Source organism: Dietzia kunjamensis, assembly GCF_045689975.1.
GTDB classification, from domain to species: Bacteria; Actinomycetota; Actinomycetes; order Mycobacteriales; family Mycobacteriaceae; genus Dietzia; species Dietzia kunjamensis.
In genome coordinates, this window is sequence record NZ_CP143297.1 from 1907923 (window position 1) to 1922825 (window position 14903).

Genomic DNA, 14903 nt, shown 5'->3' on the forward strand with positions numbered 1-14903 from the left:
CGGATGTCGGTCAGCGGCGGGGTCCGCGTCGCCACGACCACACCGCGACCGCCGCGAAGAGCAGCGCTGTGACCGGCAGGACCCATGCCAGGTCCGTCATGAGGACGATCTGACGGAACTGCTCGTTCGTCAGGAACTGCGCGACTTCGTTACACGAGTAGAGGCAGGAGACCGGCTTCGACATCGGGCCGCCCCAGAGCCACACCAGTCCGGCGAACGCTCCGGTCGACGCCCCCGCCACGGCGGAGGCCGACACCGCGAGGATGCGCCGGCGACGCTCGCTCCGCAGACCACGGAGGGAGACACCGACCGCGAGCGCGAGACCGACGCCCGCTCCGAGGAACAACGGCCAGGGGAACTGGACGAGGGGCGTTATCGGGGTCACGGGTCGGTCTGCTCCGGTTCCGCGTCCACCTCCGGATCCACGTCCCCTTGCCCCGCCCCGGCCGGACCGTTGTCCATCAGGTCGACGAAGCCGGCCTCGTCCAGGATCGTCAGGCCCAACTCCTCGGCCTTGGCCGCTTTGGACCCCGGGTTGTCGCCCACCACGACGTAGTCGGTTTTTTTGGAGACCGACCCGGAGGCCTTGCCGCCGCGAGCGATGATCGCCTCCTTGATGCCGTCGCGCGTGAAGCCCTCGAGTGAGCCGGTCGCCACGATCGTCAGTCCCTCCAGCGTCCGCGGGATCGATTCGTCGCGCTCGTCGGCCATCGAGACACCTGCGGCGGTCCAGCGGTCGACGATCTCGCGGTGCCAGTCGACGTCGAACCACTCGACCACCGAGGCCGCGATGGTCGACCCGACCCCGTCCGTCTCCGCCAGTTCCTCCTCGGACGCGGCGCGGATGGCCTCCATGGTCCCGAACCGGGTCGCCAGGGCGCGCGCGGCCGTGGGGCCCACGTGTCGGATCGACAGCGCGACCAGTACCCGCCAGAGCGGTCGGTCCCGGGCGGTGGCGAGGTTGGCCAGCAGCTTGCGACCGTTCTCGGTGAGCACGGTGCGTTCGGGTTCGGCCCCCGCCTCGATCTGCTTGCGGGTGGCTTTGTCGACGCGGGTGTAGAGGTCTGTCCTGAGCAGGTCGGCTTCGGTGAGATCGAACAGTCCGGCCTCGTTGACCAGCACCCCGCTGGTCAGCAGGTCCGAGGCGCCCTCGTACCCGAGCGCCTCGATGTCCAGGGCGTTGCGCGAGGCCAGATAGAACAGCCGCTCCCGCAGCTGGGCGGGACACGAACGCTGATTGGGGCAGCGCCAGTCGGCGTCGCCCTCCTTCGCCGGGGCCAGGACCGTATCGCACTCCGGACAACGTTCGGGGAAGACGAACTCGCGCTCGGTGCCGTCGCGCCGCTCGACCACCGGGCCGAGGACCTCGGGGATCACGTCACCGGCCTTGCGGATCACCACGGTGTCGCCGATCAACACGCCCTTGCGGATCACCTCGGTCTGATTGTGGAGGGTGGCCAACGAGACCGTCGAACCGGCGACCGTGACCGGCTCCATGTGAGCGAAGGGGGTGACCCGTCCGGTGCGCCCGACGGAGACCCGGATGTCCAGGAGTGTCGTCATGACCTCCTCGGGCGGGTACTTGTAGGCGATGGCCCACCGCGGCGCGCGGGAGGTCTGGCCGAGTCGGCGTTGGACCGCGCGGTCGTCGATCTTCACGACGAGACCGTCGATCTCGTGTTCGGGGTCGCTGCGGTGCTCACCCCAGAACCTCATCCGCTCGACCACCTCCTCCACCCCGGTGGCGGGCGCGGTGTGCGGTGAGACGGGCAGGCCCCAGTCGGCGAGGGCGAGGTAGACGTCGTGGAGGCTCTCGAAGGTCGCGCCCTCGACCGCGCCGAGACCGTGGCAGTACATGCCGAGCCGGCGCTGGGCGGTGATGGCGGGGTTCTTCTGGCGCAGCGACCCGGCCGCACTGTTGCGCGGGTTGGCGAACGGCGCCTTGCCCTCCGCCACCAGACGGGCGTTGAGCTCGGCGAAGTCCTCGAGCCGGAAGAAGACCTCGCCCCGCACCTCGATGAGCGAGGGCACCGGGCGGTCGTCCGACGGGGTGAGCGTCACCGGGATGTCGTCGATGGTCCGCGCGTTGAGGGTCACGTCCTCTCCCGTACGGCCGTCACCGCGCGTGGCGGCGCTGACCAACTTCCCGTCACGGTAGACGAGGTCCAATGCCACGCCGTCGATCTTGACCTCGCACAGGAACGGCAGGCTGTCCTCCGGGACGCCCGCCTGCTCGACGGCGGAGGCGACCCAGTCGCGCAACTCCTCCTCGGAGAACACGTTGTCCAGGCTGGTCATCCGCTCGAGGTGCTCGACCGGAGCGAAATCCGTCGAGAAGCCGCCGCCGACCAATTGGGTGGGTGAGTCGGCGCTCCGCAGCCCCGGGTGCGTCTCCTCGAGCGCCTGCAACTCGCCGAAGAGCCGGTCGAACTCGGCGTCGGAGACGATGGGCGCGTCCTTGACGTAGTAGCGGAACTGGTGATCGCGGACCGTCTCCGCGAGCTCGGTCCACTCCTGCCGCACCTCGGGCGGGATGTCCCCCGTGCCGACGGGCTGACTGTTGTCATCGGGAAGGCTCACAGGGACAGGGTAATGCCGGGCGGGGCCTCGATGTCGGAGCGCTGCCCTACGGTGAGCCCATGACAACCCACACACAGCTCCCGCTCGCCATCGACCGGAACCGACTGCTCGCGTTCGACCTCGAGACCACCGGTCCCGACCCCCGGACCGCCCACGTCGTCTCCTCTGCCCTCATCGCGATAGACGGGCAGCACAAGAAGGAGCGGAACTGGCTCGCCGACCCGGGGATAGACATTCCCGAGGGGGCGACGGCGGTCCACGGCATCACCACGGCCCATGCCCGCGAGAACGGCCGTCCCCATGCCGAGGTCATCGCCGAGACGGTGGCCGCCATCCGCCGGGGATGGGGCGAGGGACGCACGCTCGTCGTGTTCAACGCCTGCTACGACCTGACTATTCTGCGCCGGTGGGACCCGTCGTTCGAGATCCTCGGTCCCGTGATCGACCCGTACGTCGTGGACCGTGCGGTGGATCCCTACCGGAAGGGCAAGCGGACGCTTGAGGCCCTGTGCGGTCTACACGGGGTACGACTGGACAGCGCCCACGAGGCCGCGGCGGATGCACTCGCCGCCGCCCGGCTGGCGTGGAAGATGCTGGGCGGTCAGCAGGAACTGTCGAGTCCGGACTGGCGGGAGGTCAATGCGCGACAGGCGAGTTGGCACGAGACGCGCCAGCGGGACTTCGTCGCGTACCTGGAGCGGTCCGGCAAGGACTCGTCCGACGTCAACATCCTCTGGCCGATGGCGGTGCTGTAGCGCCGCGTTGTCTGTTACTCCGCGTCGTCTGTTACTCCGCCACCCGTGGGGTAGTCTCGGCCACCAGACGGGCGCCCCGGAGGGCGTCCGCTGCACGGTCGTCACCGGTCGAGGTCTCCTCGGAGGTCGGCGTCAGGACGACGCGGCCCAGGCTCAAGTACCTGGGCGCGCACAGTCGGTCGAGCAGGGCGAGCAGCCCGACCGCGGTGTCCTCTGCCTCAGCCACGGTGCGTGGCGGCGGGCCGCCACCGGGTAGGCCCTCCAGGTGGAGGATCCCGCCGTCGCCGAGCACCGTTCCGGCGGCATCGAGCGCGGCATGCGACCGGACTTCGTGCAGCGGGGCGGCCGCCAGGCACACCCCGTCGAGCGGAGTCTCACCCCGCGGGGGGTCGCTTACGACCTCCCAGACCGGGGGCGCCCCCGGGTCGGAGGTGACCGGGAGCCGGATCAGGACCTCCACGGCCCCGGCGTCGCGGAGCGCATCGGCGAACCGGCAGAGCGACAGGGCGAGTTGATCAGGCGGGACGGCCGCGATCGGGTCGAGACGGCTGGGCGAACGGACCGTCCCGGCGGCGACATGCCAGAGCAGGGGCTCGTCCAGCAGGATCCGTGCGCCTGCCCCTATCCGGCCCGCCAGCCGCACGGCACGCGCACTCGCGCCCTCCGCCAGGGAGGCGGCCAGGTCTCGCCGGGCACCGCGGTCGCTGAGGACGGGAAACCCGCCGGGCAGTTCCACCCCGGCCGCGAGGGACCACGGGCCCACCACACGGACCTGCAGACGACGGGAGTCGGTGGCGGGGTCCCCCTCGGGATCCCGGGCCCGCTCGTCGGCCTCCTCGAGGGCGTCGGCGTCCCGGTCGAGGAAGTCGGCGGCCCGGCGGGCGAGGCGCCCCGGCGAGTCCGCGAGTCGCCATCCGCGTGGCGACACGTCGACCGGCAGGTCGGCGAGCAGCGCCAGCGTGCGGCCGATCTGGTCGGCCCCGGGGCCGCGATCCGGTAGTTCGGGCAGGAACGGCAGCGCGTGGCATTCCCCCATGACCATCCGCGCCGATTCACGGGGGTCGGTGCCGGGCATGGGACCGGGCCCGGTGCTGGACGGGCCCACGCCCCGCGGCGTCACGTGGTCTCCGCGGCCGGGCGGGACGCGGAGATGGTTCCACTCCCCAGAACGCGGTCGCCGCCCGGCTCGGACCTGTACAACACGGCGGCCTGGCCCGGAGCCACGCCGCGGATCGGCTCGTCGAGCGTGATCTCGAGCCGGGCATCCGGTCCGTCGCCGAGGCGTCGGACGTGTCCCGGGGTCGCCTCGCCATGGGCGCGGATCTGCACCCGGCAGTCGGTCTCGCGGATGTCGTCGTCGACGAGCCAGTAGGGCGAGGACGCGGTCATGCCGGACGAGAGCAGGTGGTCCGCGCCACCGACTGTGACGGTGCCGCTGTCGGCGTCGATCGCGGTGACGTAGCGGGGCCGACCGTCCGCGGCGGGGCCGCTGACCCCGAGGCCCTTGCGCTGGCCGATGGTGAACCCGTGGATGCCCTCGTGGCGGCCGAGTTCGTCGCCGGTGTCCGCGTCGACGACCGCCCCGGGCCGCATACCGATCCGCGCCCCGAGGAAGGCGCGGGTGTCGCCGGAGGGGATGAAGCAGATGTCATGACTGTCGGGCTTGGAGGCGACGGGCAACCCGGCCGCGTCGGCCTCGGCGCGGACCTGCGACTTGAGCGAGTCCCCGAGGGGGAACATCGAGTGCGCGAGCTGCTTCGGCGTGAGCACGCCGAGGACGTACGACTGGTCCTTGGCGTCGTCCACGGCGCGACGAAGGACCGGCCGTCGGGTGCCGTCGGGCAGTTCCTCGGACGACACCTGCGCGTAGTGGCCGGTGGCGACGGCGTCGAAGCCGAGCGCGATGCCCCGCTCGAGGAGCGCCTCGAACTTGATGCGCTCGTTGCACCGGAGGCACGGATTGGGTGTCTCACCCCGGGCGTAGGACTCGACGAAGTCGTCGATCACGTCGGCACGGAAGCGCTCGGCGAAGTCCCACACGTAGAACGGGATGCCCAGCAGGTCGGCGACCCGACGGGCGTCCCCCGCGTCCTCCCGCGAGCAGCATCCGCGCGATCCCGTTCGCAGGGTCGCGGGGTCCGCGCTGAGGGCGAGGTGGACGCCCACGACGTCGTGTCCGGCGGCGACGGCACGGGCGGCGGCGACGGCGGAGTCCACTCCCCCGCTCATGGCGGCGAGGACCCTCATGATGCGGCCACCCCGGTGCGGGCGAGCCCGAGACCGGCGACGCGGGCGCGTTCGGCCGCGGGCCCGATCGCGGCGATGGCGGCGTCGACGTCGTCCTCGGTGGTGGTGTGCCCCAGGCTCAGTCGCAGACTGCTGCGGGCAGCGGCCTCGTCGGCACCGAGGGCCAGCAGGACGTGACTCGGCTCGGCCACACCGGCGGTGCAGGCCGACCCCGTGGAACATTCGATCCCGGCGGCGTCGAGCAGCAGGATGAGCGATTCGCCGGAACAACCGGGGAAGGTGAGGTTGGCGATGCCGGGCAGGCGATCCCCGCCTCCGTTGGCGATCGCGCCGGGGACCTCGGCGAGCACACCGGCGACGAGTCGATCGCGCAACCGGCTCAGACGCAGGGCCTCGGACTCCATCTCCCGGACCGCTTCCTCGAGCGCGACGGCCATCGCGACGACCCCGGGCACGTCCACGGATCCGGACCGCAGGTCCCGCTCCTGACCGCCCCCGTACCCGATCGGCACGCAGTCGGCACCCCGGTCGAGGAGCAGGGCGCCGACACCCAGCGGGCCACCGAACTTGTGCGCGGAGAGACTGAGCGAGGTCACGCCGAGGCCGGAGAAGTCGACCGGGACGTGCCCGACGGCCTGGACGGCATCGGTGTGGACGGCCGCACCCACCGCGCGGGCCGGGCCGGCCGCCGCCGCGACATCCGTGAGGGTCCCGGTCTCGTTGTTCCCGAGCATCATGGCCACGAGGGCCAGTCGCGGGCCGAGCTCGTCGGCGAGGTCACGGACCGTTGCCGGGGTGACGGCGCCGCGGGGGTCCACGGGCAACACCCGGACGGCCTTCCGACCGCCACGGTCGGTCGCCAGGTGGGCGGCGGCGTCGAGGACGGAGTGGTGCTCGGTCGCCCCCACGGCCACCACGTCGCCCGCCGAGGCACCCACCTGCCCGAGAACGGCGAGATTGTCGGACTCCGTCCCGCCGGAGGTGAACACCACCTCTGACGGCCGGCAGCCGAGATGGTGCGCGAGCGACTCGCGGGCCTCCTCGACGCGGCGACGGGCGCGGCGTCCGGAGCCGTGGAGCGAGGACGCGTTGCCGACCGCGGAGGACGCCTCTGCGTAGGCGGCGACGGCCGCCGCACGCATCGGGGTGGTCGCGGCGTGGTCGAGATAGTGCACGGAGCGGGTGGTGGGCATATCGCTGGCAAGGATACGCCCGAACGCGCCGGACCCCGGCACCGCAGGGGTGCCGGGGTCCGGGTGACGCTGGTGGACGCGGTGCGTCCTGCTCACTTACGAGCGTTGATGGCCTCGGTGAGCTGCGGGGCGACGCTGAACAGGTCGCCGACGATGCCGTAGTCCGCGATCTCGAAGATCGGGGCCTCCTCGTCCTTGTTGACGGCGACGATGGTCTTCGACGTCTGCATGCCGGCGCGGTGCTGGATGGCGCCCGAGATACCGAGGGCGATGTACAGCTGCGGCGACACGGTCTTGCCGGTCTGGCCGACCTGGAACTGGCCCGGGTAGTAGCCCGAGTCCACAGCGGCGCGTGACGCGCCGACGGCGGCCTTGAGCGAGTCGGCGAGCGGCTCGACGACCTTCTCGAAGTTGTCCGCGGAGCCGACGCCACGACCACCGGAGACGACGACGGTCGCCTCGGTGAGCTCGGGGCGGTCGCCGCCCACGATCGGGTTGCGCGAGATGACCTTGGCGGCGTTCTCGGGCTCGGGGACCTGCACCTCGACGACCTCGCCGGCGCCGGCGGCCGGGGCGGCCTCGACGGAGCCCGGACGCAGCGTGTAGATCGGGGTCTCGCCGGAGACGGTCGCCTCGACGGTGAAGGCGCCACCGAAGATCGAGTGGACGGCCGAACCGTCGGACTTGATCTCCACGACGTCACACAGGGTGCCGGAGCCTGTGCGGGCCGCGAGACGACCCGCGACCTCCTTGCCCTCGAACGTGGCGGCCAGGACGATCGCGGCCGCACCCTGCTCGGCGAGGCCGGCCAGGACGTCGACCTTGGGGGTGACGAGGTAGTTCTGGACCGCGTCACCCTCGGCGACGTAGATCTTCTCCGCGCCGGCCTCCTTGAGGGCATCGGTGAGCGCGGCGGCGGTGCCGGTCTCACCGAAGACGACCGCGGAGGGCTCTCCGAGGGCACGAGCGGCGGTCAGCAGCTCGAGGGACACCTTCTTGAGTTCGCCGTCGACGTGCTCGACCGCGACGAGGACTTCAGCCATGGTGGATTCTCCTTGAAAAAGACTGGGATGAGTCGGTCGGGGTGAGTTCGCGTCAGATGAGCTTCTGCGACACGAGGTACTTGGCGACGTCGTTGCCGCCTTCGCCCTCGTCGGTGACCTTCTCGCCGGCGGCGCGCGGCGGCTTGGGGCTCGCGGAGGTGACGCTGGACGCGGCGTTGTCCTTGCCCACCTGGGCGGCCTCGACGCCGGCGTCGGCCAGGGTGAGGGACTCGACCGGCTTCTTCTTGGCGGCCATGATGCCCTTGAAGGACGGGAACCGCGGCTCGTTGATCTTCTCGCCGACGGAGACGACGCACGGCAGGGTGGCCTCGACCTCGAAGATGCCCTCGTCGGTCTCACGCTCGCCCTTGGCGACGCCGTCGGCGATCTCCAGGGTGCGCATGTGCGTCAGCTGCGGGAGGCCGAGGTACTCGGCGAGGATGGCCGGGACGGCACCCATGCGGCCGTCGGTGGCCTCGTTGCCGGCGATGACCAGCTCGGTGCCCTCGATGGTGCCCAGCACGTTGGCCAGGGCCCACGAGGTCTGGACGACGTCGGAACCGTGCAGGGCCTCGTCGTTGAGGTGGACGGCCTTGTCGGCGCCCATGGACAGGGCCTTGCGGATGGCCTCGGTGGCGCGGTCCGGACCGGCGCACAGGACGGTCACCTCGCCGCCGTGGGCCTCCTTGATCTGGAGCGCCTGCTCGACGGCCTTCTCGTTGATCTCGTCCAGGACCGCGTCCGCGGCCTCGCGGTCCAGGGTGTAGTCCCCGTCCGTGAGCTTGCGCTCGGAATAGGTGTCGGGAACCTGCTTGATCAGTACGACGATGTTCGTCATGGGCCTGCGTCGACCTCCTGCGAGTCGGGGCGGGGTGCGCCCCCGTCTAGACCGGGCGCACCGGATTGTGGTCCTGCCAGACACAATAACGCGGCCGCGGCCGCGGTGACGGGGCCGGGGCGGTCGGCGGCGGGGCACGGCGCCCGGTCGGCGGCCACCGGGTGGGGCGGGTGGTTCAGTTGATGCGCTTGTCCCAGCCCGACCAGGCGGCGTCGCGCAGTTCGTTCTTGCGGACCTTTCCGGTCGACGTCCGGGGCAGGGCCTCGGTCAACTCCACCGCACCGGGCACCTTGTAGCGCGCGATCCTGGTCCGGCAGTGCTCGATCACGGCGGCCTCGTCGAGCGTGGAGCCCGGCCTCACCACGACGTAGGCCTTGGGCCGCTCGCCCCACTTCTCGTCGGGCATGGACACGACCGCGCAGTCGACCACGTCGGGGTGGGACACGACCGCCTGCTCGACCTCGATGGTGGAGATGTTCTCGCCGCCGGAGACCACGACGTCCTTGGCGCGGTCCAGCAGTTGCACGTATCCGTCCGGGTGCATGACGCCCAGGTCGCCGGAGTGGAACCACCCGCCGGCGAACGCGGTGGCCGTGGCCTCGGGGTCGCCGAAGTACCCCTTCATGACCCCGTTGCCGGTCATGACGACCTCGCCCATGGTCACGCCGTCGGCGGGGACGTCGACCAGCCGGGTCTCCCCCGGTGAGGTGCGCTCGACCACGCGCACGGTGTCGGCGTGGATCATGGCGACGCCCTGGCGCGACTTGAGCCCGGCCCGCTCGTCCGGGTCCAGGTCGGCCCATCCGGGCTGCGGGGTGCACACCGTGAACGGGCCGTAGGTCTCGGTCAGTCCGTACACCTGGGTGACGTCGATGCCGAGGTCCTCGAATCGGCGCAGGATGGTCGGCGAGGGCGGGGCCCCGGCGGTGACCATGCGGATCCCGTCGATCGGCCGGGCGGCCGGGTCGTCGGCGATGGTGGACAACACGGCTGGTGCACCGGCCAGACGGTTGACCCCCTCGTCGTCGAACAGTCTCCAGATCTCGTCCCCGCGGACGGCGCGCAGACACACGTGGGTCCCCCTCGCACCGGTCAGCGCCCAGGTCGTGCACCACCCGTTGCAGTGGAACATGGGCAGCGTCCAGAGGTACTTCGAGTCGGCGTCCAGGCCCTGGGTGACGATCTCGCCGAGGGAGTTGAGGTAGGCGCCCCGGTGCGTGTACATGACGCCCTTGGGTCGGCCGGTGGTGCCGGAGGTGTAGTTGACCGCGATGACGGAGTCCTCGTCGGCGACCGTCCACGAGACCGGCTGAGGGGAGGCGGACGCGAGGGCGTCCTCCAGGGCCTCGGCGCGCGGGCCGAAGCGGGCCGGGTCGGGTTGCGTGCCGTCGGCGTCCGGGGCGACCAGGACGAGACGCAGCGCGTCGGGGACCTCGTCGCCCAGCCCCGCGAGGAGTTCCGCGTCGGCGATGAGGACGGCGATCCCGGCGTGCTCCACGATGTAGGCGATCTCGGCCGGGGCGAGGCGGGTGTTGAGCGCGACCACGGCGCCGCCCGCGAGGGGGACGCCGAACTGCGCGAGCAGCGCCTCGGCCGAGTTCGGCGCCAGGACGCCCACCCGGTCACCGCGCGCCACGCCGCGCATCTTCAGCAGGGAGGCCAGCCGGGTGGCCCGGTCGGCGAACTCGGCGTAGGTCTGACGGCGCGGGCCGTCGACGACCGCGGTGGCGTCGGGTGAGACGCGCGCGGCCTTCTCGAGGAAGCTCAGCGGGGTGAGCGCGGTGTCGAGTCCGGAGTTCGCTGTCATCGGGGTGTGGCCGCCTTCCGTGGGCACGGGTGATGCCCGTCACGGTAGCCGCGGAGTGCACTCCGCGATCCGTGATTCCCCCGCCCCGCACCCCTGCACGTCGGTCCCCGCGTCCGCCACATCGGAGCGCCGGTCGGGTGGGCGGCGGGTGGCGGACTACTCTCTCGTGTGACTGTCTCGACTCGACGGGGGGACCTGTGGCATCGGCACCGGCACTGACACCGCGCACCGCGCGGGCCCTGGTCGCCGTCGCTCTGGCGGCGGGGGTGGCCGCCGGGTGCGCCTCGGACGCGGAGAGTGGCGGCGCCCGCCTGGGCCAGGCCGCGAGCTGGTCCTCGCTCGCGGGTGGCCCGCCGAACTCCGGACGCGCACACTCCCCGGTCTCGGACGCCCCCGGGCTGCTGTGGTCGCGCGCCCTCGGTGCGCCCGCGGTCGGCGTGGCCTCCTCGGACGGCATCGGCACGTCGTTCCAGGCCACGATCTCCGACCGCGGGTGCAATCTCTTCGCACTGACCGCCGACGACGGTCGCAAGCGGTGGTGTCTGCGCCTGCCGACCGACGGGCCGCGGATCACCGCGACAGTCGACGGGCGCGGTTCGCTGTTCGTGCCCCTCTACGGCGGGGTCGGCGCCCTGACGGCCGAGGGTGAGAACCGCTGGACCGCCGCGACCCGGGGCGTGCCCACCACCGTGACGTTGCTGGACGGACGCCACCTGCTGCTCGTGTCGCACCTGGGGGCGGCACGGGTGATCAACGCCCACACCGGTCTGGACGTCACGCCCGAACTGCGGATCGCCGGCGACATCTCCACGGACGACCCGGCGTACGGGCTCCCGTGGTGCGCGACCGGCGCGCGGGGTTGCCCGGTCCCCGCCCCCGCGGCCGTGGACACGGACACGTCCACCGCCTACCTCACCGCGTGGACGCCGGGCACCGACGATCCAGAGTTGGTGGCGGTGCGACTGGTCGCCGGTGAGTTCACTGCCCTCGACGTGCTGTGGCGTGCACCCCTGCCCGAGGGGCGCCTGGGGACGCCGGTGGTGCTGTCGAACGACCGGGACGAGGTCTACGTCCACGCGGCCGACGGCGGTCTCGCCGCGTACTCGACGTCCGACGGCGCGGCACTGTGGACCGCCCCCGTCGGGTACCGGCCGGACACGCCGCCCGCCCTGTTGCCCGACGGCACCGTGGTCAGCGGCGGTCGCACGACGACCGTGTGGAGGGGACCCGACGACGACCACGACGACGACGCGGGCCCGGCGCCGGTGGTGGCCGTTCGCGGGCAGGACGGAACCGGCCGGGTGGTCTGGCGCCGGGACGACCTGCGCCAGCTCACCAACCCCGCCGCGACGCCGGACGGGCGGGTGCTGGTGGCCGTGCGCTCGGGCGGATCCGACGACGAGCCCGGCATCGCGGTCCACCTGCTCGACGGCGCCGACGGCGCCACCCTCCACCGGATCGAGGTGCCCGCCGCGACGGGCCCGGTCTCGGGACTCAGCGTCGACGCGGATGGCCGGATCGCGCTGACGACCGCGGTGGGCGCCCTCTACGTGTTCGAGTGAGCGGTGCGCGGCCCGCACACGAACACCACGGCGGAGCTGCCGATCCGGGTCACCACCAGCGCGAGTGGCCGTGACCCGCTGAGCGAGAGCGAGCGTCGCAGCACGTCCGGGTCGGTGTCGACGCCGCGGACGAGGATCTCCAACGACCCGCAGTCTCGCCGGCGCAGCACGCGACGCAGCTGCTTGCGGTCGAGCCTGCACTTCTCGAGCACCTCGAACCCGGTGTAGCCGTCCGGGACCCGTGGCCCGGTCAGATGGGCGATCCTCGGGTCGAGCTGACGGAGCCCGTGGCGGCGGGCCCAGTGCCGTACGAGTCCGGCGCGGACGACCGCCCCGTCGGGGTCCACGATGAACCGCTCGGTCTCCTCGTGGGCGTCCACCTCGTCGTCGTCGCCGTCGGTCACCTCCTCCACGTGGACCGCGACCCCGTCCGCGACGAGGCGCGGTGGTCCCCACGGTCCGGCCGCGTCGGCGGCGGTGGTGCGGACCACGGTCGCACGGCGGCGCACACCCGCGGACAGGCCCGGCGACCACAGGCACGCCTCCCGCACCGAGCCGTCGAGGGACACCAGTTCGACCTCCCCGCAGTGGTCGAGCACCGAGGTGTCGAGGCCCGGGGCGCACTTGATGACGTGATCGCGGTCGGCGGCGACGGCGAGCAGGTCGGGCAGCGGCGGGCTGAGCCGCGCCGGGTCGTGGACCCGACGGCCCCCGGACCGGCGGGCGGGGTCCGCCACCAGTACGGCGTCGCGGCTGGGCGGGGCGAGCGCGTCGGCCACGCACACGAGTGCTCCGGGGACGTTGTGGGCCGCCATCCGCGCGCGGACCGGATCCAGATCCGAGCCGATCACCCGGTCGGCCGTCCGGACGAGTTCGGTGAGCTCGGCGCCGACGGAACAGGTGACGTCGTGGACGTGCCGTCCTGCCAGGCGCCCGGCCCGCAGGGCCGCGACGGGCCACGCGGTGGCCTGCTGGACGGCCTCGTCGGTGAGCAGCATCGCCCCGGCACCCCGGATTCGACCCCTCGCGCGCGCCCGGGCGGTGACGACGTCGATCGCCGCCGCCGCATGCACGGGATCCGCGCGCCGGACGGCCGCTGTCGAGGCCACGAGGTCCGCGCGGGACCACGCCAGGCCGGCTGCGAGGTCGAGCAGGTCGCGTCCGGCGGCGGTGTGCAGGAACTCCAGGTCCTCGGGGGTCACCGACGCAACGTTAGTTCCCGCCCGGAGCGATGGCCCGCGGGGTGGCCAGGACCTCGTCGACATCGGCGGCGGCGGCCAGATCGGACAGCACGTCGAGGGTCGGGCGCAGCATGCCGAGCCGGCCGAGGGTCCCCGCCTGCGCGGCGTCGTCGGCGCGGATCCACTCGGTCGCGCGCGCCTCGGTCGTGCCGCCGTCCGGCTCGACGCCGTGGGGCAGGGCCGCCACGAAGAACAGGGTGTCGTACCGGCGCGGGGGTCCGACCGGGGTGGTCCACCGGTCCCACGGGCGCATCAGGTGCGCGGACAGCACCAGCCCGTGCGCGGCGAGCAGCGAATCCAGGTCGCCCTCCCCCGCGTCGAGTGCGCGCCGCTCGTCGGGGCCCGGCGGGTCGGCCGGTGCGGCGGCTCCCGGCCCGGTCGCCGGCTCGGCGAGCAGCACCCCGGTCTCCTCGAACAGTTCCCGCGCCACCCCGCGGACGGCCGCGGCGGCGCGGTCCGCCTCGATCCCGAACCGCCCGGCCCACCACTCCGGCTCGGGCCCGCGCCAGGGGCGGGTGCCGTGGTAGTCCCGCGGTTCGACGCCTCCGCCGGGGAACACCGACATCCCGGCGGCGAACTGCATGGTCGCCACCCGGTGCTGCAGGAAGACCTCCACTCCCCCGCCGACCCGCGCGTCGCGGACCAGGGCGACCGTGGCGGCCTCGCGGACCGGCACGGCCTCCGGCGCGAACGCCGCGGGAGCCTCACGTGCCGTCATGCCCGGGGTGCCCGCCGGTGCCGGCCCGAGCGGCGCGCCCGGCGCGCGAAGTAGCGTCCGTCGATCGCGTCCACGACGATCGACTGGGAGAAGGCCCTGCTGAGATTGTCGGAGGTGATCACCTCGTCGATCAGCCCCATCGCGGTGACCTCGCCCTCTGCCAGGAGCATGGCGTGGGTGAACCCCGGGGGGATCTCCTCCACGTGGTGGGTGACCAGGACCGTGGCGGGGGCGTCCGGATCCATCGCCATGTCCCCGAGGCGGGCGACCAGGTCCTCCCGGCCGCCCAGGTCCAGCCCCGCCCCCGGCTCGTCGAGGAGCAGCAGTTCGGGATCGGTCATCATGGCGCGGGCGATGAGCACGCGCTTGCGCTCCCCCTCGGAGAGGGTGCCCCAGGTTCGCTCGGCCAGGTGCTCCGCCCCGATCGACTCGAGGGTGTCCGCGGCGCGCTCGAAATCCTCCGGGTCGTACTTCTCCCGCCAGCGGCCCAGCACGGCGTATCCGGCGGAGATGACCAGATCCTGCACCACCTCGTCGCCGGGGATGCGACCGGCCACCGCGACCGACGACAGGCCGACACGGCTGCGCAGCTCGGTCACCTCCGTCCGGCCCAGCTGCTCCCCGAGGATGACGGCCGTCCCCGTGCTCGGGTACTCCAGGGCCGAGGCGATCCGCAGCAACGAGGTCTTGCCCGCGCCGTTGGGGCCGAGCACCACCCACCTCTCGTCCAGTTCCACCTGCCAGGACAGGGGCCCCACGAGGGACGTGCCGTCCCGCCGGAGCGAGACGTCGCGGAGGTCGAGGACGAGGTCGGGGTCGATGTCGATCAGGGTGCTCACGACGCCCATCTAACCGGTAATCGGGAGGACGGGTGGCGAAGAACACGGCCGTGCAGGTGAACGCCGACTCGGGCACCCCT

The 14903-nt window shown here is 72.6% G+C and carries 13 protein-coding genes; 2 read left to right on the forward strand and 11 right to left on the reverse strand.

Translation table 11 applies throughout. From position 1 onward, the window contains the following. Nucleotides 1-10: 10 nt before the first annotated feature. Together VZF99_RS08865 and ligA are read right to left on the reverse strand one after the other, a co-directional pair. A complete protein-coding gene (locus VZF99_RS08865; protein ID WP_407334552.1) occupies nucleotides 11-385 on the reverse strand; it encodes a hypothetical protein in 375 nt (124 codons plus the stop codon). Beyond that, entirely contained in the window at nucleotides 382-2580 is a 2199-nt protein-coding gene (gene ligA, locus VZF99_RS08870; RefSeq protein ID WP_407334553.1) for an NAD-dependent DNA ligase LigA, read from the reverse strand. Before ligA ends, VZF99_RS08865 begins: the two co-directional genes overlap by 4 nt. Before the next feature lie 59 nt (nucleotides 2581-2639). Here ligA and VZF99_RS08875 point away from each other — a divergent pair, with 59 nt between their 5' ends. Beyond that, the gene (locus VZF99_RS08875; RefSeq protein ID WP_407334554.1) at nucleotides 2640-3335 is read left to right on the forward strand and encodes an exonuclease domain-containing protein; all 696 of its coding nucleotides are present in this window, start codon (nucleotides 2640-2642) and stop codon (nucleotides 3333-3335) included. Nucleotides 3336-3366: 31 nt separating this feature from the next. Here VZF99_RS08875 and VZF99_RS08880 read toward each other — a convergent pair whose 3' ends face one another. The 6 genes from VZF99_RS08880 to VZF99_RS08905 all read right to left on the reverse strand — a co-directional run bounded on the left by VZF99_RS08880 (nucleotide 3367) and on the right by VZF99_RS08905 (nucleotide 10463). Then, nucleotides 3367-4455 (reverse strand): cobalamin-independent methionine synthase, encoded by a 1089-nt coding sequence (locus tag VZF99_RS08880; RefSeq protein ID WP_407334555.1) that lies wholly within the window; start codon nucleotides 4453-4455, stop codon nucleotides 3367-3369. Further along, nucleotides 4452-5582, reverse strand: a complete 1131-nt coding sequence (gene mnmA / locus VZF99_RS08885; protein ID WP_120283571.1) for a tRNA 2-thiouridine(34) synthase MnmA — start codon at nucleotides 5580-5582, stop codon at nucleotides 4452-4454. Before mnmA ends, VZF99_RS08880 begins: the two co-directional genes overlap by 4 nt. Next, nucleotides 5579-6775, reverse strand: coding sequence for a cysteine desulfurase family protein (locus VZF99_RS08890; protein ID WP_407334556.1), 1197 nt, complete (start codon nucleotides 6773-6775; stop codon nucleotides 5579-5581). The genes mnmA and VZF99_RS08890 overlap by 4 nt, the downstream gene beginning before the upstream one ends. Nucleotides 6776-6867: 92 nt before the next feature. After that, on the reverse strand, nucleotides 6868-7818 hold the full coding sequence (locus tag VZF99_RS08895) for an electron transfer flavoprotein subunit alpha/FixB family protein (protein WP_067718290.1): 951 nt from the start codon (nucleotides 7816-7818) through the stop codon (nucleotides 6868-6870). Nucleotides 7819-7870: 52 nt separating this feature from the next. Next, nucleotides 7871-8656, reverse strand: coding sequence for an electron transfer flavoprotein subunit beta/FixA family protein (locus VZF99_RS08900; protein WP_067718293.1), 786 nt, complete (start codon nucleotides 8654-8656; stop codon nucleotides 7871-7873). A 175-nt stretch (nucleotides 8657-8831) separates the two neighbouring features. Then, nucleotides 8832-10463: an AMP-binding protein gene (locus tag VZF99_RS08905; protein WP_119192411.1), complete on the reverse strand. Its 1632-nt coding sequence runs from the start codon at nucleotides 10461-10463 to the stop codon at nucleotides 8832-8834. 197 nt (nucleotides 10464-10660) lie between these two features. Here VZF99_RS08905 and VZF99_RS08910 point away from each other — a divergent pair, with 197 nt between their 5' ends. Further along, a complete protein-coding gene (locus VZF99_RS08910; protein ID WP_407334557.1) occupies nucleotides 10661-12025 on the forward strand; it encodes a PQQ-binding-like beta-propeller repeat protein in 1365 nt (454 codons plus the stop codon). Here the strand turns inward: VZF99_RS08910 and VZF99_RS08915 are convergent. From VZF99_RS08915 to VZF99_RS08925, 3 genes are read right to left on the reverse strand one after another with little or no spacing between them, the layout of a single operon-like run. Further along, nucleotides 12010-13227, reverse strand: coding sequence for a THUMP-like domain-containing protein (locus VZF99_RS08915; RefSeq protein WP_407334558.1), 1218 nt, complete (start codon nucleotides 13225-13227; stop codon nucleotides 12010-12012). The genes VZF99_RS08910 and VZF99_RS08915 overlap by 16 nt on opposite strands. A 10-nt stretch (nucleotides 13228-13237) precedes the next feature. Then, entirely contained in the window at nucleotides 13238-13984 is a 747-nt protein-coding gene (locus VZF99_RS08920; RefSeq protein ID WP_407334559.1) for an NUDIX hydrolase, read from the reverse strand. Beyond that, nucleotides 13981-14832 carry an ABC transporter ATP-binding protein gene (locus tag VZF99_RS08925; protein ID WP_067718305.1) on the reverse strand — a complete coding sequence of 284 codons (852 nt, stop codon included), beginning with the start codon at nucleotides 14830-14832 and terminating at the stop codon, nucleotides 13981-13983. Before VZF99_RS08925 ends, VZF99_RS08920 begins: the two co-directional genes overlap by 4 nt. Nucleotides 14833-14903 lie beyond the last annotated feature (71 nt).

Coding starts and splice junctions, on each gene's coding strand:
- VZF99_RS08905 (WP_119192411.1), bottom strand. CDS start 10,463: ATGACAGCGAACTCCGGACTCGACACCGCGCTCACCCCGCTGAGCTTC.
- mnmA (WP_120283571.1), bottom strand. CDS start 5,582: ATGAGGGTCCTCGCCGCCATGAGCGGGGGAGTGGACTCCGCCGTCGCC.
- VZF99_RS08875 (WP_407334554.1), top strand. CDS start 2,640: ATGACAACCCACACACAGCTCCCGCTCGCCATCGACCGGAACCGACTG.
- VZF99_RS08890 (WP_407334556.1), bottom strand. CDS start 6,775: ATGCCCACCACCCGCTCCGTGCACTATCTCGACCACGCCGCGACCACC.
- VZF99_RS08920 (WP_407334559.1), bottom strand. CDS start 13,984: ATGACGGCACGTGAGGCTCCCGCGGCGTTCGCGCCGGAGGCCGTGCCG.
- VZF99_RS08895 (WP_067718290.1), bottom strand. CDS start 7,818: ATGGCTGAAGTCCTCGTCGCGGTCGAGCACGTCGACGGCGAACTCAAG.
- VZF99_RS08900 (WP_067718293.1), bottom strand. CDS start 8,656: ATGACGAACATCGTCGTACTGATCAAGCAGGTTCCCGACACCTATTCC.
- VZF99_RS08925 (WP_067718305.1), bottom strand. CDS start 14,832: ATGGGCGTCGTGAGCACCCTGATCGACATCGACCCCGACCTCGTCCTC.